At 34.2% G+C, this 24,889-nt stretch carries 12 protein-coding genes; all 12 read right to left on the bottom strand.

Features of this window, described 5'->3' with window-relative positions; genetic code table 11:
- Positions 1–26: 26 nt before the first annotated feature.
- The 12 genes from ACGLWY_RS13950 to ACGLWY_RS13895 all read right to left on the bottom strand — a co-directional run bounded on the left by ACGLWY_RS13950 (position 27) and on the right by ACGLWY_RS13895 (position 24,689).
- Positions 27–2,393, bottom strand: coding sequence for a sugar-binding domain-containing protein (locus ACGLWY_RS13950; protein ID WP_396620283.1), 2,367 nt, complete (start codon positions 2,391–2,393; stop codon positions 27–29).
- Between the two features lie 86 nt (positions 2,394–2,479).
- Positions 2,480–3,700, bottom strand: coding sequence for a hypothetical protein (locus ACGLWY_RS13945; protein WP_396620282.1), 1,221 nt, complete (start codon positions 3,698–3,700; stop codon positions 2,480–2,482).
- A 383-nt stretch (positions 3,701–4,083) separates the two neighbouring features.
- Positions 4,084–5,298, bottom strand: a complete 1,215-nt coding sequence (locus tag ACGLWY_RS13940; RefSeq protein ID WP_396620281.1) for a DUF4998 domain-containing protein — start codon at positions 5,296–5,298, stop codon at positions 4,084–4,086.
- 10 nt (positions 5,299–5,308) lie between these two features.
- A complete protein-coding gene (locus tag ACGLWY_RS13935) occupies positions 5,309–6,520 on the bottom strand; it encodes a DUF4959 domain-containing protein (RefSeq protein WP_396620280.1) in 1,212 nt (403 codons plus the stop codon).
- 14 nt (positions 6,521–6,534) lie between these two features.
- A complete protein-coding gene (locus ACGLWY_RS13930; RefSeq protein ID WP_396620279.1) occupies positions 6,535–8,508 on the bottom strand; it encodes a RagB/SusD family nutrient uptake outer membrane protein in 1,974 nt (657 codons plus the stop codon).
- A 10-nt stretch (positions 8,509–8,518) separates the two neighbouring features.
- Positions 8,519–11,767, bottom strand: coding sequence for a SusC/RagA family TonB-linked outer membrane protein (locus ACGLWY_RS13925; RefSeq protein WP_396620278.1), 3,249 nt, complete (start codon positions 11,765–11,767; stop codon positions 8,519–8,521).
- Between the two features lie 172 nt (positions 11,768–11,939).
- Positions 11,940–15,047: a glycoside hydrolase family 2 TIM barrel-domain containing protein gene (locus ACGLWY_RS13920; RefSeq protein WP_396620277.1), complete on the bottom strand. Its 3,108-nt coding sequence runs from the start codon at positions 15,045–15,047 to the stop codon at positions 11,940–11,942.
- Positions 15,048–15,291: 244 nt separating this feature from the next.
- Complete coding sequence (locus tag ACGLWY_RS13915; protein ID WP_396620276.1) at positions 15,292–19,407, bottom strand: two-component regulator propeller domain-containing protein; 4,116 nt, start codon at positions 19,405–19,407, stop codon at positions 15,292–15,294.
- 357 nt (positions 19,408–19,764) lie between these two features.
- Positions 19,765–20,751, bottom strand: coding sequence for an exo-alpha-sialidase (locus ACGLWY_RS13910; RefSeq protein ID WP_396620275.1), 987 nt, complete (start codon positions 20,749–20,751; stop codon positions 19,765–19,767).
- 128 nt (positions 20,752–20,879) lie between these two features.
- Positions 20,880–22,208: a sugar MFS transporter gene (locus ACGLWY_RS13905; protein ID WP_396620274.1), complete on the bottom strand. Its 1,329-nt coding sequence runs from the start codon at positions 22,206–22,208 to the stop codon at positions 20,880–20,882.
- 209 nt (positions 22,209–22,417) lie between these two features.
- Complete coding sequence (locus ACGLWY_RS13900; protein WP_396620273.1) at positions 22,418–22,726, bottom strand: hypothetical protein; 309 nt, start codon at positions 22,724–22,726, stop codon at positions 22,418–22,420.
- A 265-nt stretch (positions 22,727–22,991) separates the two neighbouring features.
- Positions 22,992–24,689 (bottom strand): PNGase F N-terminal domain-containing protein, encoded by a 1,698-nt coding sequence (locus tag ACGLWY_RS13895; protein ID WP_396620272.1) that lies wholly within the window; start codon positions 24,687–24,689, stop codon positions 22,992–22,994.
- Positions 24,690–24,889 lie beyond the last annotated feature (200 nt).

Below are 24,889 nucleotides of genomic sequence, written 5' to 3'. Positions count from 1 at the left end.
CTTTTATTTTTGCCATGTACTAAAATCTATTTTACTTCTAACACAACACTGACTGGTTTTAACCAAGGACTTGTAAATTTCACTTCAATTGGCTCACTTTCACCTGTTGCCTGTATATAGGTTAAAATTTTACCATGAAAAACCCGTTGCTTATTATCTGTGTAATCGGTCATATCACTATTATTACCGGCTTCCATTCCTAACAATTTAGCTGGGCCACTTATACTACATGTTATTTCATCATCGGAGTGCATAACAGGTACGTCATTTTCATCTACAACCTCCACCATTAATTGAACAACTCCTTTATCTTTACTTATAATATTTTTTTCAACTTTAACTGTTAGAGCATATGGTCTTTTTGATGAACTTATTGTATAGTGGCTCGCTTCTTTACCATCATCATTAATACCTATTGCCTCCAATTTTCCTGATTGATATGGAATATCCCATGAAATAATTCCCGTTTCCGGATTATAGTTTTTTTCTTCTCCAATAATTTCACCATTTAATTCCAGACGTGCTTTAGATGCATTGGTATAACAAACCACTTTTATTAGTTGACCTTCTCGATAGTTCCATGATGGCCATGCATCCATAGATAATTCTCCATCATTTCTTCTATTTGAAATATAGGTCCCTATGTATATCATTGGTTTTTTAGACCAAAGTGATTGCCTAAAATAGCCTCTTGGTTTTATGTTTCCTGAAAAATCCAATAATCCTGAATAAAACCCTCTTGAAGGCCACCTACCAGATTCTCCAAGATAATCGATACCTGTCCATAAAAACTGCCCAAAAATATGTTCATTGTTTTTTACGGCCAACCACGCTTCGATATCGTGCCTATTTTCACTACCATAAATGATACGGTTAGGGTATTTCCCATGATCTGATTGGTATTTACTTTCGGTATAATTATACCCTGTAATGTCTAAAGTTTCTGGGTATTCCGTTTCGTTAGACATAGCTACTCCTGCTAAACCAGCTGTAGCAGGACGTGATCTATCATATTTTTTTACTGCTGCAACCAAACGTTTTGCAATAGCTCCAAGACGCATAGCATCTGGTGCTTCTTTTTTATAACCACCATACATCGCTTGTGAAAACCCTGTACCACCGCCGCCATCTAAAACAGGGTGCGAATATGGGTCGTTAGGATAATCGACCTCATTACCGATACTCCATGCAAAAACAGACAGGTGATTCCTATCTCGACGCACCATGTCTTCTAGATCTTTTTCAGCCCAATCGGCAAAAATATCATAACTGCCTTCGTATCCTGGTATTCCTTGGTTCCAGCCTTCCAACCATTTACGTTTAGGAAATTCCCATTCATCGTACGCTTCATTTAAAACCAATAAGCCTAATTCGTCGCAAAGTTCATAAAAATCCGGTGCTTGTGGATTATGGCTCGTTCTTATGGCATTAACACCTATGTCTTTCAAGGTTTGTAATCTGGTTTCCCAAACTTCCCGTGGTACTGCCGAACCTAAAACACCTGCATCATGATGAAGACATACACCTTTTATTTTCATCCAAGTATTGTTAAGTGCAAATCCTTTATTGGCATCAAAAGTAAACTTACGAAACCCTGTTTGTGTAATAGATTGGTCTATTACCTTACCATCTTTAAACACCTTTGTTTTAAGTTGGTATAAATTTGGCACATCTATACTCCATAATTTAGGATTGTTAACTTTTAATTTGGTTGAAATCTTCGCTAATTCGTTTGAAGCTATTTTAATTCTGTTTGAGCTTTTAGCTACTGTTATTCCACCATTTGTAATTAACTCATTAACTACTACTAAGCTTGCTTTAATACCAGATTCGTTTGCTAATTCGACTTCAACATTTAGTGTTCCTAAGTGTTCTTCAACTTCAGGATATGCATATACACCCCATTGTGCTATATGCACCGGATTTGAATATACTAACCAAACATTACGGTAAATACCCGATCCGGTGTACCAACGCGAATCGGCACTTTTACTATGGTCAACTCGTACAGCAATTGTATTATCTTCACCATACTTAATATAAGGTGTAGCATCGTATGCAAAAGAAATATATCCATTAGGACGTTTTCCTAAAGATTTGCCATTAATAAATACCTCACTTCTATTATAAACACCTTCAAAATATAAGTACACTTTTTGCCCATCCTTTTCTAATGGAACATGTATAATTTTTCTGTACCAAGCAATACCACCTGGCAGATAGCCTGTTGCGCTTGCCAAAGTAGGGTTTAACTGTTGTTTTATACTCCAATCATGCGGTATATTAACTGTTTCCCACACATCAGTGTTATATGTAGGTTGCTTAAATTGTTCATTTTCTTGAAGAATGAACTTCCAATCTTCATTTATCTTTTTTGAATTACCGAATGACATCTGGCCAAAAACAGATGAATAGCATTGAATAAAAACTATTAAAAAAATTCTTTTTAAAGTTAAACCCATAATAATGGCATTAATTTCTAATTACTTGGTAATCCATCCGTTTTCATTCCTTGTATAATCAAGGCATGCTTAATATAAAGCATCGGATCGCCAGTATCTTCATGGGCACCATTAATTCCATAAGGCCAAAAATGGGTTGCATCTCCTGATATTTGCCCATTTGGATTATTGTCCATCATTTTTAAAATGTCATTTGCTCGTGTACCTTGCCAACTACCTTGCATTAATTCCCAGTATTTTGCGTGTGTTCCCACACCTACTGTATGCGCCATTTCATGCATAGCTGTACCTGTTTTTTGGTAACTGGAATTTGCTCCCATATTTATCCACCCATCAAAGTTTGCGTCTGCAGTTGGCGTGCCTGGTGAATAATTAACATTGACATGCTTTTCTATAGAAGTAAAATTATTGTAGTATTCCGTGGCTTCGTCAAAAGCAGCTCTAATACGAGCATAAGTAGCCTTTGTTTCTGCATCGGCGTTGGGGTCTTCATTCCAAAAATACCAAGTAAAATTTCCTTTTTTAATGGTACGCATGCTTATTTGGTCGCTATATGAAACACCTTTTGAAGTTATAGCGTATGGTCTAATATAATACAAGGTTTCAGGTTCCAAATTAGAAATTCGCTGTTTAAAACTAGATTCAACTTCGTCTCTAACTATTTTGTTATCTTCAATAGTAGGTGCTTCATGCGTACTAAAAACAACACCTACTTCATCAATGCTTAAATCTCCGTTTTCTGTTAAATCTATATCAATAAAAAGATCATGTGCCCCAGCTACTTTTACTTCTCTTATGTTGAGTATTGGCACATTTATCTCTAAAGTTTTAAAACTTACTTGATTACCATAACCAACACCTTTTCCATTAACGGCATAAGCCCTCGCATAATAAACTAATCCCGCCTCAAGATTGGATATATCAACTTTAAACTCACCCGATCCCTTTGTAACGGTTGGTATTTGTTTTGTGTCACTATATGTAGGGTTTTCATTTAATCCATAGCAAACACCACGTTCAGTAACACTACTTCCCCCATCATTTGTTAGATTACCCCATATGGTAGCCCTAATTGCATCTATATCTTGAGCCTCATTGGTTTCTAGGGTAGGTAATTCAACCGTAGGTTTAGGCTCTTCAATAACGTTCTTTTCATCTGTTGTATTTTCAGAAGAACAGTTATAAACAATTAGTATGACTAGTATTAATAATTTTGTGTGTATATTATAGTTCTTCATCTTTTATATTTTTATTTATTAAATTATGTCTATTTAGCAGGGTCGTTGCTAAAAAATATTTTTAGCTTGGAAATACTATTGATTAGTTATTACAATTGAACTTTTAATAGTTGAACCATTAGCTCTTTCCATTCGCATATTTATTATTAACCAAAATGGTTGGTTGGAAAAATCCTTGACTTCGGAAAATTTCAATTCATCACCTATATATATTTTAACCTGAATATTTTCATCATCGATATGTTAGCTTTCACAACTGATGAAATGGCTATACTTAATGAACTAAATAACAAGACAACTTCATTTCTTTGAAAATTTAATTCTTAATAAAAAGAGAAGAAAATACAAGTGCATTTTCTTCTCTTAAAAAACTAAACTAAAACCTACTCTACTACAACTATTTCCCACGATTTAATATTAGCAAATCGTCCTGGATTGCCACCTGCTTGGGTGGTCAATAATCCTACTGAAATATCGGTTGTTTCATCAACCGTAAATTCAACAATATAATTTAAACTAGATGTTGCCAAGATTCTTTTATAGGCTAAGACTTCAGGAGCCGTAGTAAGATCTTCAACGTTTGGCAATCCTCCGTTGCCTTTTACTATTACAAAATAAGCACCGCCTACATCGGCTGCGGCATGATTGGTATCTCGCAATGCAACTTTTAACTGATATGTGGCAGGTTCTGCTGTAACAACTTGATATACTTTACCGTTTGTAATTGCTGGAGCACCCCAGCCCGATTCTAAATTAAAAATATTGCCATTCCACTCATCCCAGCCACCATAACCACCGTGGTTTTTGGCTGCATCATTTGTTATCCATGGTTCTGCAAGATTTCCCCATCTCCCACTTGTAGCTGAAGCTATAAAAGGTACAGCTGCATTTCCTAAAATGGGAGTTGGTATTGGTTTGACATTCTGATAATCAGTATAAAAATTATCAATTGATTCTTCATCTGGAATAAATGCCGTACGGTATCTATATGTTGACCCACTTTCAAAATCTAAAATTTCTACACTAGATTCTTCAATATTTACAGATACTGTATTTAATGAACCAGAGGTCGTTGTATATTCGACCTCAGAACCTAAAACCCCAGAACTTAAGTCCATTTCAGCAAAATTAATTATGAGCTTACTATCTACAAGCACATTACTAACTAAGGGTCTATTTAAAAGTGAAGCTATATATCGATCTCCATAAACCTCTGCTGTTTGGGAAACCGATATGGAACTATTGCCTTCTGCGTCAAAAGTCTTAACGACAAAATTATAAATGTTCTCTTCTAGTCCATCTACGATAGTTGAAACCATATCGATGTTAGCCGTTCTATTTACCGGAACCGAAACAGAATCTTTATTAGAATTCCAATATATGCGTACTTCGGTAACTTTAGGATCTCCTATAATAAGCCCTTGAACTTTAACCCGATTTTGCCCAGGAAATATTTTCAATGAATCGATAGCGGCCGTATATGAAATCTCCCCCCCTTCAGCAAATTTAAGATACTCTTTATCATCTGTACAGGAATATATTCCTAAAACTGCACTGATAGCAAAAACTGCTATAAATATATTTCTAAAATTTTTCATCATGTTCGTTTTATAAATTTGGATTACCATACACTTGGACTTCAGATACTGCCATATATTCACCACCTGCCCAATTTTCCAGACACTCTATTCTAAGATAACGTACCGCAGGCTTTTCTATAGAAATTTCGTAATCTGCTCCGTCCTGTGCTGCCACTAAATCGTTATTGTCTTCTTGTCCATAAGGTAATCCTGATGGTTTGGTTATTTCATACTCGCCCATAAGTGTCCACCCAGACAAGTCACCGTTATTGAGTTCATTTGCACCCCAAATCCTAAAACTTTTCATGGCTCCTAAGTAATAATACAAGCGTTGCCCTCCAATAGGTTCGGAAAATTGCCAAATGTGTAAACGGCTTAATTTGGTCATCTTTCCAATATCCCAAGTAACCAGATGAGGCCCTACATCTATAGTTCTACTAGTAAAAAACGAGTCGTACCATTCTAAAGTCCCACCATTAAACAAATCTCGCACTTCTGTATGTGATGCAATTAATTCGGCATCGTTAGGTAAGGTAAGCGGATTCATTTGTTCCCTTGGCATTAACACTTCATAAAGCGGTTTGATTTGAGTAAACAATGTATCGGTTACATTTAGCCATCTATCTCTTACTACTAGTGCAAAATCTTGTGGAATGGTATCAAACCCTCTTAAACTTTGAGCAATCTCACTAGCAGATGTATAAATACTTGTTGAAAGCGGTTCCCAATCGCCTTGAAGATTTTTTTGCATTACCAATAAAGCTATATCCTCTTCTGTAGAGTTTTCTGCTTTTATGCGCATGCCACCAAAATCAGGACTCGTTTCAATGGATCTATAAATATCAAATATAGGAGCTTCAAGTGGATCTACCGTAACTGTTACGGGAGCCGATTCGGTTTCGCTTCTGTTCACAGCATAGATGCTCACCTCTCTTTGGGAAAGGCCTTTAAAACCTTCCAATAGCATGGAATTTTGATAATATGACGCTTTAACCTCCATCTCAGTGCCATTTTCCAAGGTATAACGTGCTACGATATACAACAAGTCGTCATCATCTGGCAAGGTATACTCCAGTCTTACTTTTCCTGGTAAATTCTCTACCGAAACATTCTCTACTTCCCCTGGAGGGGTGGTATTATTCTCTAATGGAGTTGGTCCAATCTCTTCTTCGCAACTAAACACAGTTACGATAAGAGACCATACGATAATCCAAGCGGATTGTATTAATTTTCGTTTCATAATTATTTTATATTTTACCAACCTGGACTTTGAACCAAGTTAGGGTTTTGAATTAATGTTCTATCATAAATTGGCCAAAAATAGTCTCTTGGCGCTACAAACCTTTGTTGATACAATGTTAAGACCTGATAATAAGTGGCTTCTGTCGAAGCAAATACATTCCATCCCTTTATAGGCTGATTAAACTCTCTGGTTGCTTTTTTCCAACGTCTAATATCCCAATAATTCTTGCCCTCATAAGCCAACTCGATGGTGCGCTCTCTATGAATAATTTCACGCATACCATCTTTGGTTGTGTATTTATTTGGGGTTAGGGAGTAATTTTGCCACGATGTAGCTACGCCTTCTAAACCTGCTCTTGTACGAATAGCGTCAACATACTGTAACACTTCTGCTGTTGGCCCTTGCACTTCGTTTAAGGCTTCGGCATACATCAAATATAAATCTGCCAATCGTAACTCTGGCCACGCATAGTCTTTATAAGATGAACCTCCATCACTATTAAAAGTCTGCTCCCAATTAACCAGTTTTTTAATAAAATAACCTGATATATTAAAATCGAAGGCATCAAAACTACCAGCGTAATCTTTAAATTTAGACTCAATATGAAATTTGGTTTCATCGGCATTACTATCTGCTTTATAAAAAATAGCACCATCAAAACCTAAATCGGCGTAAAAACGCGGTTCCCTATCAAAATTTAAAATTGAAGTTCTGTAACCTTCCAAAATGTTTAATGCATCTTCGGAACCTGCCTCTCTAATTTTGGTAATATCAGAAAAATCTAATGTTTTGTCTTCTTCTATTGGCACGCCATTTTTTGTATAAAATTTTGAAGCCGACCCAATAGTTGGCGAAAATATTTCTCTGGCGTTTCTCTGTGGAACCACAACAGAAAGAGGCATCATACAAATACGTTGTAACTGCCAAGTACGACTGTTGGTATTAGACCATATGACCTCATCATTAAAAGGTTCGCATATGGCTTGCCTAATATTGATTTTTGTTTTAGATGTTTGTGATATATCAAACGTAAAATCGTTTTTGTAATAAATTTTATGTCCGTTTGCTTCAGCCACATCAATGGCTATTTTAAGAGCTTCTGCTGCCCGTTGCCATTTTGATTCGTCGTAGGTCGTATTAAACAATGCCGTACCATCTTTGTTGGTAAAACCCGCCATGTCTGTGTTGCCGTTAAACAACGGACTAGCTGCCATCAACAACAGCTCACCCTTAATACCTAAGGCCGTTTGTCTGGTTACCCTTCCCAACTCATCTTGAGTATCATAAATTTGAGGCGGCAGGTTAGCTGCAGCTTCATCTAACAAAGACACCAAATAATCTACACTTTCATCAATAGGATCTCTAGCCACCTGTAATTCATTTTCTGAAGCATCTACAGGAATTACCTTACGAATGATAGGAATTGATCCATACATACGCATGAGATAATAGTGATAATAGGCTTTTAAGAATTTAGCTTCTGCAATCCATCTTAAACGTTCCGCTTCACTAATATCAGGTACATTACTACGGTCTTCCATATTTTCTATAAAAACATTACAATGCCTGATACCATCATACATGGGGTATAAATCACCTGGTCCTGCACCTTGATAGCGTCCTTCCCAAGCATCCATATAAGGATTTGATGTTCTTTGCAAACCTCTAGCTATGTCAAAAGCATAACTGTTTAAAGCCGCATCATTTGGTGCAATCCAAGTTTCATTACCGGCCAAAAAACCTATATTATAGAGGGCATCACCATTTTTGGGCAAATAAGCATAACATGTAAACAAATACTTCTCCGCCTCATTTCTTAAATTAAATGCTTGATCGATGGTTACTACATTATCTGGAACAACTTCTAAAAAACTATCTTCACATGATTCTAAACCAAAAAGGCAAAAAATCATTAAGGTCATTCCAAATACTTTATGAAGTTTCTGAAAACCTTTTATTAATATTATTTTCTTTATGTTTTTCATATCTATTTTTTTAAAAATCAACTTTTAAACCTAGATTGTACACAGACTGAATTGGATAGCCTAAACCATTACCTCCCATTTCTGGATCCCATAATCTAAATTTACTCCAAACCGCTAAATTATTCCCACTAAAATAAAGTCTGGCAGATTGCATCCCTATTTTAGAGACCAAAGACTCTGGAAAATTATAACCTGCTTCAATAGTTTTTAATCTTAAGAAAGAACCATCTCGCATCCACCAGGTTGATGGTTGGTTATTATTCTCAATATAGGTGTCACTTAAACGCGGCCAAAAAGCATAAGAATCTCTATTAGCCTCAGACCAATGGTCTTCTGCAATGACACTCAACAATCCATTTTGCCCCAAACCATCTGCAACGGGTCTGCCATTTCCGTCAACCACATAACCAGTAACAAAAGGAGATATATTATTTGGGTTTATAAAAAAGGATGTTCTAGCCGCGCCTTGGAAAAAGACACTAAAATCAAAATTTTTATAACCAACCGTACCACCAAAACCGTAAACAATTTCCGGAACTGTTGGATATCCTATAGGCACCATATCATTTTCAGTAATTTGACCATCACCGTTTACATCACGGTACTTAATATCTCCCCCTGTATATTCACCAAATTGTGTTGGAGAATTTAGTGTTTCCTCATGGTCTATAAATAAACGTTCTGCTATATAGCCATAACCTTGAGCTGCACTGTTTCCAATTGCAGAACGATACGCCAACTCATCTGGATATGACACTTCATCTTTTACTAAAATTTCACTTGTAGCATATGTAAAGTTTCCACGTAATTGGGTATACCAATCTTCATTAAAAGACTTATTGTATGTTATGGTTCCGTCTAGACCTTTGCTTTCCATTTCTCCAAAATTTGTAGAAGGAATAGCTGTAAGTCCTAATGTTGCACCAATATTAGATCTTACTTCTAAAATATTAGTTCGATTTTGCTTAAAAGCGTCAATGACTATATTTAATGAATTAAAAAGTTCTAAATCAAGACCAAGATTGGTTTGTTTAGACTCTTCCCAACCAATATTATAATTGGCATAACGGTTTATAAAAACACCTGGCCTAGAATATCCAAATTGCTCTCCAAAGGTTGAACCATAAGTTCCATTGTTGAGATTTACATTAGACAAATAAAAGAAACGGTCATTTACATCCCCGATAGCATCGTTACCAACAAGACCATGGGTAAAACGGATTTTAAAATCACTAACCACATCTTTAAGCGAACTCCAGTAATCTTCATTTGAAACACGATATGCAAACCCTAATGATGGGAAATATCCATATCTGCTTCCTTTTGCAAAACGTTCTGACCCGTTATACCCAAAGTTAAACTCAAACATATAAGTATCATCATAACCATAGGTAAACCTACCCGAAAAACTGTGGTTTCTTTGTGGTAATGAAGATTGTACGCTACCTGCATTGCCTCGTTCATAGCTTTGTAATACATTAACCAACATGCCCGAAACATCATGCTTTTCATTAAACGTCCTACTGTAATTAACTGCTGTTTCTAAATAAATACGAGAATCCAAATTTTTTCCACCTTCACTATAATTAAGGTACTCGGTACCTGTAACCCCTACACTTCCCTGGCCACCCTCATTCAAAACACTAATATCAAGTTCTCCTGTAGAAGGGCTGATATAACCTTGGTAATAAAAAGGATTATAAGCTCTTGAAACTTGAAAGGAAGAATAACGTCTTACATACCCCATAGCCCTTGCGGATAATCCTTCAGCAATAAAATTGAAGTCTTGCTTCAACTCAACTTGAGCCTGTATGGTAGAGGCCTTACTTGTTTGGTACCCCCTCACCATTTCTGCATAGGGGTTTATTAACAAATCCGAGCCTGCATTACCACCGGTTTGAGCCTGAGCACTACCAAATAAGGGGTGCTCTATAAAGGGTAAGTAACTAGATGGATATATTTTAGGGAACATTACAGGATTAGACCTCAATGCTAATTGAAATAAACGTGAACCGCCTCCAACAGGCCCGTTATAATCATCAAACTGCCCATATACACGCACAATTCCTTTTGTTGTAGACGTTAAATTCAAATCTAAATTCGATCTGATGGAATAATTACGTAGCTTAATATTATTATTAAAGTTGTTAATTGGATCTACGTCCAGCACGCCATTATCTACATTATAAGTTCCAGCAATATAATATCTAGCTATGTCACCACCACCTTGGGCACTCATGTTCAAGCCTTGGTTGACTGTGTAATCCTTAATCAATTCATCTATCCAGTTATTACTAGGATACAATAAGGGATCATCACCAATAGATGTTCTATAAATTTTGTTTTGGTTGTATGGTAAAAATGCTTTGGGATCTCTTGTTAACGCCGCTTCATTAGCTAAATTCATATAGGTTATATTATCTGCAAACTTGAAATTTTTAGTATTGCTAGATATTCTGGTTTCACTACGCAACTGGAATTGCGTCTTTCCTGCTTTACCCATTTTGGTAGTAATTAACACGACGCCATTTGCACCACGAGCACCATAAACTGCCGCTGCTGCTGCATCTTTTAGTACCGAAAAACTTTCAATATCATCTGGCTGCAAACGTGCCATATCTGTAGAACTTGATTCTATACCATCTATCAAAATTAATGGACTTACTTTACCAGAACCAAAAGATCCTAATCCACGAATAAAGAAATCTGAGTTATCAGCCCCAGGTTCACCACTCCTTTGAAAAGCAATCATACCTGCTACCCTACCTGCCATCATAGTGGTTAGGTTACTTGTAGGTCCTTTTAGTTCTTTTGGAGAAATTGTAGTAATAGAACTTACTAAACTTGCTTTTTTCTGAGTACCAAAACCTACAACAACAACTTCTTTTAAGGCCTCATTACTCTCATTCAATACAATAGAAAATACTGATTTTTGACCTATTGTCACTTCCTGCGATTCAAAACCGACATAAGAAACCACTAAGGTAGTTGCGCTAGCTTCGATATCCAACTTAAACTCACCATCAAAGTCGGTCATAACACCGTTTGTGGTTCCTTTAACTAAAACATTGGCTCCAGGAAGTACCATGCCTGTTACATCCTTAACGACTCCTGTAATAGTTCTCTTTTGAATTTCATTTTTAAAATCTACATTTTTTTCTTCAGAAGCTTGAACTTGATAAGCAGTAATGCACAATAAAAGCATTACTAATTTAAATCTATAGTCAAACTCCGGACAAGAAAAAAAGACTTTCCTCATTTTAATTAGTTTTATCATATTTAGTTTATTTTGTTTAGTTTATTCTTTGAATATGTCTTTCCTAATTCTGGAAATAAATATTACAATGTAGTTGTTATAAAGTTGATTTTATGTCATATCGTTTCGGTTTTATTAGTTAGCAAAATTGTAATAAGTGAGTTTTTTTCATCTATTAATCTATTAGCTTAATCTGGTAATTATATGAATATTTATTTTCATGCAAACGGTATTGCTTATGTGGATATGCTCCCCAACTGTCATCGCCCCCAACACCTCGCTGTTTTAAATCTATATGTAAATAAATTTTGTCTTTTTCTACAACAATATCGGTGGGGTGCGTTTGAGATTTGGTTTCACCCCCGTCCAAAGTTTCAGTAGCCATATGTAAAGCACTAAAGCCTAATGGTTGTTCTCCAATAATCTCTATACCTTTACTAGCTTTATTTTTTAAAGTAAGCCAGCGCACATCTGTTTTGTAACCTGCTTCTTGTGGACGTATATACTCCCAAGTGTATTGATTTTTAACTTTATCATTATAAACACCTAAGAATGCCGCTGTATTCCTATCGGAATAATTTTCCCAAGGGCCTCTACCATAAAATGATAAATCATCGTAACTACCATCTAATACCATACGCATTCCAAATCTTGGCAATTCTGGCAATTCCTTAGTTCCCATGCCGATACTGGCCGTTATTTTTATGGAACCATCGTTTTGGATTAAATAGTTTACAGTAAAGGAAGCCTCTAATTCTTTTACAAGAAACTCGACATGAACAGGGAGACCTTGCGTATTTTTTTCACCTACTACTGCCTTTTTAACTTCTAATTGTTTGTGTGCATTTTTCCAAACGCCCAAACGTTCTGGCATTTTATTACCATAATCATTATCGGTTGGAGCACGCCAAAAGTAAGGTTCGGGGAAATTTATAATGGTTTTACTTTTGTCTTTTCTAAAAGCGTATTTAGTTAGTTTACCTGATGTTAAATTAAATTCTCCTTCTACTATGTCATTTGAAAAAGAAAGTATATTGTCTTTAACAGTATGCTTTAAATCTCCTCTATGGTCTATGTTATTATCAAAATACGAATGATTCCCAAGTTTAAACTGTTCTCTAGCAATTTCATGGTTTTTCGGCACTAAAGGTGATTCGTTTTTAGTGTATCCGTAAACATCTAAATAATATTCCTTGTTCGATTCTAGCTTAGGTAAGTTTAAAAGGATTTCTTTGGTTTCGTTAGGTGCTGTCGAAACTTCAAAAGTATTTTTATCTATTACCACACCATTGGCCTTAAGTTCCCATTTAAAAGTATAATTATCCAGATTGGTAAAATTATAGGTATTGGTTACCTGTAGTTTGTTCCCGCTTTCAAGTTCAAAGGCTATAAATTGAAATACTTTTTTCACTTCTGCTAAGGCTGGGTGAGGTACTCTATCAGCTGTTACCAATCCGTTAGCACAAAAGTTTTGATCGTGTTGCAAATTCTCGCCGCCTAAATCGCCACCATAAGCCCAAAACGGTCTTCCATCTGGAGTTTCTGTTTTTAAACCTTGGTCAACCCAATCCCAAATAAAACCACCTTGCATTCTCTTACTTGTATTCATAATGTCTCGGTACTCCTGAAAATTACCATTACTATTTCCCATTGCATGGGAATACTCACACATTATAAATGGTCTTTGTTTATCTGATTCGGCATAATCCTTCATGGTTCCAATACTTGGATACATGGGTGCTACAATGTCGGTGTTAGTATTTTCGTTAGCTTGTTCAAAAGTTACATAGCGTGTTTTGTCCCGTTCTTTTATCCATTTATAGCCTTCATAAAATACAGGACCATTACCGCACTCGTTCCCCATAGACCAAAGAATGATTGATGTGGAATTCTTGTTTTGCTCAAGCATACGTTTCATTCTATCCATATGAGCTGGTGCCCATTCTGGCAAATATGCTGGATGTTTGGTTTTATCAAAATTACCTTGTTTTTCGGCCCCCATAGCATGTGTTTCAATATTGGCCTCATCTACAACATAAATCCCATATTCATCGCATAAGGTATATAAGTATGGATCATGCGGATAATGACTCATACGAATGGCATTGATGTTATTTTGCTTCATTAATTTAATATCCTCCAACATAGTTTCTCTATCTGGCGTATGTCCTTTAACGCCATGATGTTCGTGAAGGTTTACCCCATTAGCCATTAGAGGCTGCCCGTTAACCATTAATTGAGCATCTTTAATTTCTACCTTTCTAAATCCTATTTTTTTAGAAACAACTTGTGTGCTTTTTTTATCGGTCAGACTTAATATGTATCTGTATAAACAAGGATTTTCGGCACTCCATTTTGACACATTATTGATGGTTGAAGAAAAGCTAATATTACTAGTTAAACCATGTACTTTCTTTTCTTCTTCATATACTTTATTTCCATTTGCATCAACAAGACAAACTGAAACAACTTGGCCTTTAGAGGCTTTTTTACCAAAAGATCTTAAATTAACATCAAGACTAAAAAGTCCATTGTTATAAGTCTCATCTAAATTTGCTTTGGCAAAATAATCCCAAATAGCCGTTTTAGGTATTGCTTGTAAATACACATCGCGTTCTATACCGCTTAAACGCCAAAAGTCCTGATCTTCTAAATAGCTGCCGTCATGCCAACGACATACTTGTACTGCTAATACGTTTTCATCTTTCTTTAAAAGTTTGGTAATGTTGAACTCTGCTGCTGTTTTAGACGCCTTGGTCATTCCTACTTCTTTACCATTTAAAAATATTCTAGCATAACCAGAAATAGATCCAAAATGTAATATGACTTCTTTATCATCCCAAGATTTAGAAACATTAAAAGTCTTTCTATAACTTCCTACTGGATTGTAATTACCATCTATAAAAGGTGGGTTCTTAGGAAAAGGATAGGTTACGTTTGTATAAATAGGTATATCAAACCCCTGCAATTCCCAGTTTGAAGGCACTTTAATATTTTTCCAGTTAGAATCATCTAAATTAAAATCGAAAAAGTTCAAAGGTCTATCTGCTGGTTTTTTAACAATACTAAACTTCCATGTACCATTTAAACTTTGATAAAGTTCTGAATTTTCGGGTGTATCTGTAATTGCAGAAGCTTCATCTTGATATAACACAAATGATGTCCTTCCTAATTCTTTATTTCGATCGATTACTTTTGGGTTTTCCCATTCATTGGCTTTTACTTGTGCAAAACCTATATGGAAAGGCAATAAAAAAATTAATATGAAAATTAATTTGGACATATTTGTGCTATTATTTTTAATGTTTATTTAAAACATTGTAAGTGTTGCCAATACACTTACAATGTTTCACAAAATTATGTTAAACACATAAAAACAGAGGGTACAAATCATCAAAACAAAGGATACAAAATGACCAAACCAAATTAAAAAGGCATATAAGTTCCCTTAAGGAACGCTTGTTGAGAGAATTCTATATTTGGGCAGGGTAATAAATATTACTCTTGAAGAAAGCAGTATGTATTTATTAATTAGGTGGATTTTTCTTATCCCGCGTTAATTCCGAAGGAACTTGTTCAAATTGCTCTTTAAATAGTTTCCTAAAATATTTTACATTATTAAAACCAACCTCATAAGATGCTTGAGCAATGGTATAATTTCCACTCTTTATTAACTCTGCGGCTTTATCCATTTTTACTTTTCGTATATATTGGTTTATGTTTAATCCTGTAATAGCTTTTATTTTACGGAAGAGTGAGGTTCTACTCATTCCAATACTTTGTGCTACTACCCAAACGTCCATTTTTTCCTCATCTAAATGGTCTAATATAACTTTTTCTAATTTATTTAGAAAACCTTTTTCTTGATCTAATAAAGTAGCATTTTTATTAAAAACTTCTGCCTTTATTTCTTCTTTATTTAAGAAATAATTACGCAACTGTTTTCTAATATCCAGTAAATTTCTAATTCTTGTTTGTAAAATTTGACTGCTAAATGGTTTTACAATATAATCATCGGCACCGTGTGTATAACCTTCTTGTATGCTTTCAATATTAGCTTTCGCTGTAAGAAGTATAATGGGTATATGGGTTGTTTCTATGGTTTCTTTTAGAACATTACAAAGTTCTATGCCATTCATTTTTGGCATCATGACGTCTGAAACTATTAAATCTGGTACATAGCGTAATGCTTTCTCAACCCCTTCTTCGCCATTATTCGCATAAATAAGATCATACTTTCCCTCTAACAAACCGTCTAAATAATTAAGGATATCTGGGTTGTCGTCAATTAATAATATAAGTTCTTTATTATCATTCAAATTAATATTTGAAGATTTGTTTTCTGAAGATTTTAATTCTGTCGACGTAATCCATTCTTCCAAATCAACCGTTTCATTTTCAGTTACTGCATTTTTATTATCTAAAACAGCATCTACAAATAATGTTTTGTCTCTGGGGATCATTACTGAAAAAACACTTCCTTTATTTAGCTCACTTTCAATATGAATGGAACCCATGTGCAGTTCTGTGAAATTTTTAGCCAATGCTAAACCAATGCCTATGCCGTCTTTACTTTTAACAGCATCAGATCGGTAATATCTTTCAAAGACATGTTCCAATTCATCTTGTGCGATACCGTAACCAGTATCCTTAACTTTTATTTCGAAACTTTCCTCATCGTAATTAAGAGACACGTGTATTTCACCTTTATCTGGTGTATATTTAAATGCATTTGATAAAAGGTTGTTGAAGATGATATGCATTTTTTCCAAATCAAACCATGCCAATAAATTTTCTTCAGGAAAATCATAACTTAATGCTATATCTCTTTTTTTTGCTAAAAGAAAATAGTTATGCACCCATTGCTCCAAACAATCTGTAAGGTTGTGTTCTTCAATCCTTAACTTACTTAAGCCCAAATTGGATTTTCTAAATTCCAAAAGCTTATTTATAGACTGTAGTAACAGCTTAGCATTTTTCTGAATTAATTTTAAACTGTTTTTTTCCTTTATTGATTTAACTTCGGAAATCAAATCTTCTAACGGTGCTAAAATAAGTGTCAAAGGTGTTTTTAATTCGTGTGAAAAGCTTGTAAAAAACCGTATTCTTTCTTCGTTAAAATTGTATTCTAATTGACGCTGCTTTTTTTCAAACAACAAGGAATTTATTAATTTAATGCGTTCAGAATAGTAGCGCATAAATCCATAAATCATGCCTGCTAAAAGCAACACATAGCATATATAAGCTAAAGGAGTTTTCCATAATGGTGGATTTATTGTGATACGTATTTTTTTCACAACCTCGTCTCCAGATCCAAACTTAGCCTTTACGTTTAAAATATAATCTCCATGAGGCATGTTTATTAGATTGACCTTTCCGGCTTGGTTAGTATTTATCCAGTTATCGTTATAACCATCTACCATGTAAGAATAAACTACATTTTTTATAAAGGGATATTTTATTGCAACATAATCTATAGAAAAAAAAGTTTGATTATAGTCTAGAAAAAAATGATCTTCATAAAGAATTGACTTATCCAAAATTTCATTTTTATTGTTTTTTGAAACTCGAACTTGTTTATCCAATACTTCTAGTTTTTCAAAAACTATTGGATGCCATTCTTTTTTTCTTTGTAAATTGTCTGGATCAAAAATATTAAGTCCGTTATCACCTCCTAAATAAACAATTCCAGATTTGGCAATTAAACCAGATCTAAATATGCCTTGTTGAATATTGGTATAGGTATTTAAATTATATATTTTATTTGTTGAAGTATTATAATTACTAATTCCTTTATAGGTTCCTAGCCAAATATTATTTTCATTTTCCCTAATAATATTATTAACAGTATTGTTACTTAACCCATTTTTTTGAGAGAAACTTGAAATTGTTTTCTTTATTGGGTCTAACCTAATAAGGCCTTCGTTTTCTGTTCCAGCCAATACATCACTACTTGAAAGCGCTAAAACACTTAGAATATTATCACTCTTAAAACCTTCTGTATTTGTTGAATTATATGTAACTGTTTCATCATTGTAAAGATCGTATCTCAAAATACCGTTACCATAAGTTGCCAACCATAAAAAACCATTTTTATCTTCATTAATATCTCTAATATCTATTTTACCTAAAGAATTAATAAATTCAAATTGATCTAGATTGTCTTTATATTTATATAAGCCACCTCTATTAGTACCTACCCATATTTGGCCATTGCTATCTTCAAAAATGACTCTAACGTCGCTACCTTGATCAATACTCCCTTGCAAATAGTGGGTACAGTAACCTGTATTTGGATTCATTTTATTTAAGCCTCCTTGGTAAGTTCCTACCCAAAGTCTTTTTTTCTTGTCTTCATATAAAGAAATGATATAGTCATTACTTAAACTAGATACATTATTAGATTCATGTCTATAATGCTTAAATGACCCTGTAATTGGATCAAATAAATCTAAACCTGCCCCATCTGTTCCAATCCAAATTTTTCCTTCATAACTTTCAGCCAAAGCACCTATCCTATCGTGGCTCAAACTCTCTGCCCGAGAACTGCTTTTTCTTAATAGTTTTACTGGTTCTCCATTGGGGTTTACAAAATTTAATCCAGTACTTGTGCCTATCCACATATTGCCATCCCTATCCATTCTTAAAGCAGATACGGTTCTATTAAAGACACTAGAGCCATCATCTTTTGGCAAATACCATTTTACCGAAAAATTTGATTTTTTTCTTAAGAAATCGGATTTATTTATAATATTCAAACCTCCGTTTCTAGTGCCAATCCATAAGTTTCCCAAATTGTCTTCCTCAAAGCAAAGGACGTTGTTATCGCTCAACCCTTTTCCTTCTGTTAAAGATTTTTTTAACTGTAGTGTATCGCCCTTAACCGTAATGACATGCATTCCTTCATTTGAACCTACCCATAAATTGCCTTCTTTTCCTGTGTAAAGTTCATCTACCTGTAGTGAGGACGCATTTTTATTATTGCCAAATAAAACACGCGTAACTTTTCTTGTTTTGTAGTTTATTTTATTCAGTCCATTTTCTTTAGTACCAACCCATAGCAAAGAATCTCCTTGTCTTGCCATACAGGTCACTTTATTGGAAGAAAGTGAAGACATATTATCTGGACTGTATGTATATACTGTTGATTTGTTATTGGTATCGATAATTTGAATTCCCCTATCATAAACCCCAATAATAAACTCACTTTCGGTTCCAAATTCAAAACAGCTAGTATTAATGCCAATTAAACCGTTTTGCGCATTAAGAATTTTAAAAGTTTCACTTCTTGAATCGTAAATGCTTAACCCTTCATCCGTAGTTATGACTAATTTACCTTTATTTATTATACTTAACTGATGAACAAAATCATCGGTTAAACCCTGATTCTCTCGAAGATCGCTCTTTTTATAGACTGAAAATTTGGTTCCATTATACCTATTTAAACCTTCTGGTGTTCCAATCCAAATAAACCCAAGAGAATCTTGTACTATATCATGGATATAATTACTTGATAAACCAAACCCTGTATCTAAAAGATAAAACGAAAGGTCATCTTTAATTAGTTTAGGTTGCTTTTTATAGCTTTGTCCATAAACTAAGTTTAAACATAAAAATAATATGAGAGTGAGATTGTTTTTCATTTTAATTAGCATCAAAATCCACCACCTAAAAACCTACAAAGAATGTCTTTAGGAATACGAATTTAAATTAAAAATACTCAAAAAAAAACTTATCCATTCTTAGAGACTGTTTTAAATTTTGTTTATGCTTATTATTTGTACTTAAAAAGAACTAACCATGCCATCCTTTAAATCTGTTCATAATTAGCAGAACACTTATGGAATGCTGAAGAGATTCTGAAGGCTTATAACTGCTGTGTTTTTTTAGATCCCAAGTAATAAATTTTTGAGATGCATCAAACATATCATCATTAAATGGTTCTTGTGTAAATTACAACACAAACTTTCTGCAACTCTAGTTTTGACAAAACTAACTTTTTACTTTTTTGAAATTGTCTTGATATTAAAAAATGTATGCTTAATGCATTCTCTATTGAAAGTATATAGTATGTGGATTTTTTTGTCTGAAGTTTGAATAATAGCTGGATAACTAAATTCGCCTTTTTCTTCATTTTCAAGATCAAATATTTTTTCCCAATGTATGCCATCAGCAGAAAACTCAACGTCTAACACATTCCTTCCATAAAACCAATCAGGACCTTGTTTTAAAGGGTTGTTGACTAATAAAAATGCATTTTTTGAAATAGTTAGGGCATCAATACCTGAATTGGAATTGACCACATGAATACTATCAGCATCCGTCCAATGCTTTCCTCCATCTTTAGACCAACTAGTTATTAACTTATTATGCTTGCTCCTGCATAACATTTGAATGACACCATTTGAGTGTTCCAAAAAAGTTGGCTGAATAATATCAAACCCACTTTTGTTTGTAACAGAAACTTTTTCCCATTCATCAGCCGTTTCATCATAGATTTCCACATGCACTCGCCATTGGTTAGTATCGGCATCCTCTGTACTACTACCACATAAAATGACTCCAGGTTTTATCTCAATAGGTTTATTTTTAATAGGGCCTAAAAAACCTTTAGGTAGTAAGACGGCATCGCTCCAACTATTCCCATTATCTTTTGATATTACCATGGCTCCATACCATTCTCTTGGGTTTTTTCCAATTTTATAAAAGAGGTATAGCAATTCACTTTTACTTTTAAACAACACGGGATTCCAACAGGGCAATGTGTCTTTTTCCACAACTAAAGGTTTTATTAAATTATGGGGAACAGACCATGCTTTTCCGTCATAAAAAGACGCATAGATTCCCACGTCTTTGGCTCCTTCATAAGAACCGCCAAACCATGCTGCCATTATTTTATTTGGCATAATTTCAACCAAGCTCACCGAATGGCTATTTTTGGTTACGGGAATATCAAACACATTTTGCTGTACAATGTTAATTGGCAAAGGTTTTTTTAAAACAGATACACACCAAATACATAAAAAAAACGGTATAAGTAATAAAAAATATTTCAATTTTAATAGACTTTTAACCACGTAACTCGACATACAATATATTTTTTAAGCTATAGAATTTACTTTTTCAGTCCTAATTTATGTCCAAAAACAGCATAGTACAAAATAATAATATAACAGGGTACTAATATCCAATACCCTTTTGTAGAAGCTGTTGCAGTAGCTAAGGCTTCATTCATTCCTTGAGCCATATAATCTGCTTTATTTGAATCGACCAGTTTACCATATAAAGGAGGAATGATGGCACCTCCTGAAATAGCCATAATCAATAATGCTGAAGCTGTTTTTGTAAACTTGCCCAACCCTTTTAGTGTTAAAGGCCAAACTGCTGGCCAAACCAATGCATTTGCTATTCCTAATGCTGCTACAAAAATAACCGATGTAAATCCTGTTGTGAAAACAATACAAAAAGAGAATACAATACCTAATACTGCACTAAGTTGTAGCGCAAGAGTTTGGCTAATAACCTTTGGTATTAACACAACACCTAAGGCGTAAGTTGCGACCATAGCCATTAAAGTAAATGTGGTAAAAAATTTGGCATCGGCTGCAGGAATCCCAAGAGAAATCCCATAAGCTATAATGGTATCTCCCGCAATGACTTCAACACCTACATACATAAACAAAGTAAGAACTCCTAGCCATAAATGAGGAAATTGAAAAATACTCGTTTTTGTAGTTGCCCCATCTTTAGGTGCTTCAATAGGTTCAGCTTCAACGTTTGGCAAAGGCGCTTTTCTAATCAAGATTCCTAGAAGGAACAAAACAGCTGCCATTACCAGATAAGGAGTAACTACACTATTGGCCATGGTATCTAATAATTGAATTTTTTCTGTATCAGACACCATACTTAATGTTGCTTGGTTCTCATCAATACCAGATAATAAAAGAGCTCCAAAAATAACGGAGCCCAAAGCACCTGCCACCTTATTGGCAATTCCCATGATAGCAATACGCTTCGCAGCACTATCTATAGGTCCTAAAATAGTTATGTATGGGTTTGCGGCTGTTTGCAATAGGGTCATTCCAGCTCCCTGAATAAAAATTCCTGTTAAAAACACCCAATAGGTTCTAGCTTCGGCTGCGGGAATAAAAACCAATGCCCCAATAGCCATGACAAATAAGCCTAATGACATTCCTTTTTTATATCCAATTTTGTTTAAAATATATGACGCAGGTATTGCCATGACCACAAAAGAGATGTAAGATGCTGATGCTACTAAGAGCGATTGCGCAGAGGTCAGCTCATTAATAGCTTTCATAAATGGAATCAATGCACCGTTAATCCATGTAACAAACCCAAAAATAAAGAACAAACCTGCTATTATTAGTACAGGGATTATGGTACTATCCTTTGTATTGGATGAAAATTTACTGCTATCTGACATACGTTTTGGTTGTTTTATATTAACCTCCTAGGTGTAATTATTTTTTATTGTTAATTTTATATCCATTGTCACATGGAGCCCATCAAAATATTTTTTTTGATGTCTTCGACAAGCTCAGACTGACATTTGTTTCCTGGTTGGCTTTAAATTTTAATTAAAAATTCATTCCTGATTAATTTCGCCTAATTACTCCAACGGGTTATATTAAATCAATTATATCTAAAAGTTCGTTTTACTTGATTATATATGGAAACTAATTGGGAATATTTTTTCTCACAAACTATTTTAGATTTACTCGCAATAGTAATCTCTATAGTAAAATCTGTGGTATTCTTAATGCTTAGCCATCCGCCAGGATAATATACTTTTAATCCTGTGGAATTCTCTTGAAGATATAAATCGAATTCCCCTAAAAGCCAATTAACAAACTTATAATAAACCTTTTTATCCTCTATCGATTCTTCCTGAATCAATTTATAATAAGGTTTTGAATAAACCATCTCATTTTCACAATCCATACTTCTTGTATTACAAATACTTTTTATTTTTTAGCAGAGAAGTGAATGAACATTTAAAAAGAAGAACTGATTACTCAGTTCTTCTTTCAAAACAAAAAATACCAATTCAAACAATTAAAAAATAAACTTTTTCTAAATAAAAGAAAACCCAAGGAGAAATTAAATTATTTCGACAGACAGCAATTGAATAAAGACAAAGGATGAATTAACCTGTGATTTGTATTTTGTTTTCCATCATTTTTCGGATATCCTTTAATAGCACCAATTAATTAATCTGTGTCTTTTCGATATCACCTATGAGCACCCCTGAAACATTCCAATGATTTGTACTAGCTCCTTCATTGGCGCCTTGTTCAATGACAACTTCTAAATGATGCTTCCCTTTTTTTAAATTACTTAATGAAATAATATACGGAGAAGTCAGCGTACCGGGACACCAATTTGAGCGGCTCAAATCGCTTGACGATAGGCCGTCTTTAAAATTACCAGATGCTGGATTAGACAATCGATATGTTGCACAGTCAGTTCGCCATGGAATAATTTTAAAGACTTCGTTCCCGTCAACATATATTTTATTCATTCTTGGTGTAAATTCATCACCACCATCCCAACCTCCATGACCAGTAGAAGTATAAAGCAGACTTAAATTTTTTATATTTTCCGTGATTTCAAAATCTATCGCTAAGGTATCATTGTTAAAAAGCCCTCCATAATTTTGACCTGACATTTCTAGGGTATTCACCGTTAAAAAAAGCGGATCTATGTATTTTGATTGGGTATTGTTTTCCTTTTCCTCAATAGATGGGTAGGAGTCCAATTCAAGACTTATTATATGTCCACCAGAATCATAATTTCCGATAAAAACACCTATCCAGATTTCATCTTCATCAATTGGAATTAAAGACGTGACATCTCCTTTATAAACCACATCATCTGCCCAATTATAATTATTTATTTTTCGTTTATCATTAAAATAATTGACTCCAAAAGAAGTATAAAAACGAAGAATTTCTATGGGAGGCGCATAGCCTTTTTCTTTTTTAATGCCTTGATATTGATTTCCATTATTATCTGTAAAAACAGGTAGTTTTTCTAACCCATACAAATATGCTTCTAATAGTGTCTTAGACATATCTTTTTTGGCAGGCATAACAAAAACAGAGCCTGTCCTATCATAAGCATCCCCATTAGATTTACAAGTTACTTTAGCAAAAACAGAAGCACTAGCTTTCATCTCAGGCGTGATCTTTATTTTTTTTATAATGACACTCCCTTTAGAAAAATGATACACTTTGTCAGTCACAAGTTCACTTTCTTTTGGAAGCATACGATTAGGATCAAAGTTTAAAATTTCATTATCAAAAACTATTAATCTATTATATCTGGACTTAATTATAATTTCTTCAAATTCAGCACTATTTACTAATTGGCTGTTTTGCAAAAAATTATGAGTTGGTTTATAGTTCTTAACTTTTTCTATTGAGGTTGCTATTAAAGTTTGGTTGCCATTAAAAATCATTTTTAAAACCAAGGCATTACTATTGGGCAAATAACTACTATGAGGTGTTCCTTTGGCTAAAGACTTTTCGGTGTACCAAACATCAATTTTATTGGAAAAATAAGAAAACGAGGCATGTTTACATGGATAACCTAATATGAATTGTGTATCATCTTCAACACGTGGTCTAGGCAAACTATCAATAGCCATTTCCTTCTTATAAATTTGATTGTCAAACAGTATTGTACTTATGCTCTTATTATTTTTTAAATCTATAAACTGTTGACTTTTGGCTTCTGCTTTTGAAAAATAAACAATCTGATCCTGATAAAAAATAGTTCGAGTCGTATTTGTTTCTTTACCATTCATATATTGATCATAGCTTATTTTATATACATCTACTTTGTTTTGGGCAAAAATCAGTAATGGAAAACAAACTAATAATAGATGTTTTAATACTTTCATCTGTTTATTTTTTATTATTTTTTAAAAGTCAGATGGAACACCCTTAACAATCATCCTCCTGCATGTGAATGCCATTCTTAGGGGTGTTTCATGACCTATTTTTGATTCATACAATTTTTAAATTATGCCATAGCACTTTGTGATGAGGACTAAAAGACCAATAAATTTTCTATGGCATAATCTAGGTTAAAGTGTGATTT

Source organism: Mariniflexile sp. HMF6888, assembly GCF_044335535.1.
Taxonomy (GTDB): Bacteria; Bacteroidota; Bacteroidia; order Flavobacteriales; family Flavobacteriaceae; genus Mariniflexile.
The sequence above is the reverse complement of the archived record's forward strand: the minus strand, read 5'-3'. Positions and strand labels throughout refer to the sequence as shown.

Coding starts and splice junctions, on each gene's coding strand:
- ACGLWY_RS13915 (WP_396620276.1), bottom strand. CDS start 19,407: ATGAAAAACAATCTCACTCTCATATTATTTTTATGTTTAAACTTAGTT.
- ACGLWY_RS13895 (WP_396620272.1), bottom strand. CDS start 24,689: ATGAAAGTATTAAAACATCTATTATTAGTTTGTTTTCCATTACTGATT.
- ACGLWY_RS13905 (WP_396620274.1), bottom strand. CDS start 22,208: ATGTCAGATAGCAGTAAATTTTCATCCAATACAAAGGATAGTACCATA.
- ACGLWY_RS13900 (WP_396620273.1), bottom strand. CDS start 22,726: ATGGATTGTGAAAATGAGATGGTTTATTCAAAACCTTATTATAAATTG.
- ACGLWY_RS13940 (WP_396620281.1), bottom strand. CDS start 5,298: ATGAAAAATTTTAGAAATATATTTATAGCAGTTTTTGCTATCAGTGCA.
- ACGLWY_RS13920 (WP_396620277.1), bottom strand. CDS start 15,047: ATGTCCAAATTAATTTTCATATTAATTTTTTTATTGCCTTTCCATATA.
- ACGLWY_RS13925 (WP_396620278.1), bottom strand. CDS start 11,767: ATGAGGAAAGTCTTTTTTTCTTGTCCGGAGTTTGACTATAGATTTAAA.
- ACGLWY_RS13930 (WP_396620279.1), bottom strand. CDS start 8,508: ATGAAAAACATAAAGAAAATAATATTAATAAAAGGTTTTCAGAAACTT.
- ACGLWY_RS13935 (WP_396620280.1), bottom strand. CDS start 6,520: ATGAAACGAAAATTAATACAATCCGCTTGGATTATCGTATGGTCTCTT.
- ACGLWY_RS13950 (WP_396620283.1), bottom strand. CDS start 2,393: ATGTCATTCGGTAATTCAAAAAAGATAAATGAAGATTGGAAGTTCATT.
- ACGLWY_RS13945 (WP_396620282.1), bottom strand. CDS start 3,700: ATGAAGAACTATAATATACACACAAAATTATTAATACTAGTCATACTA.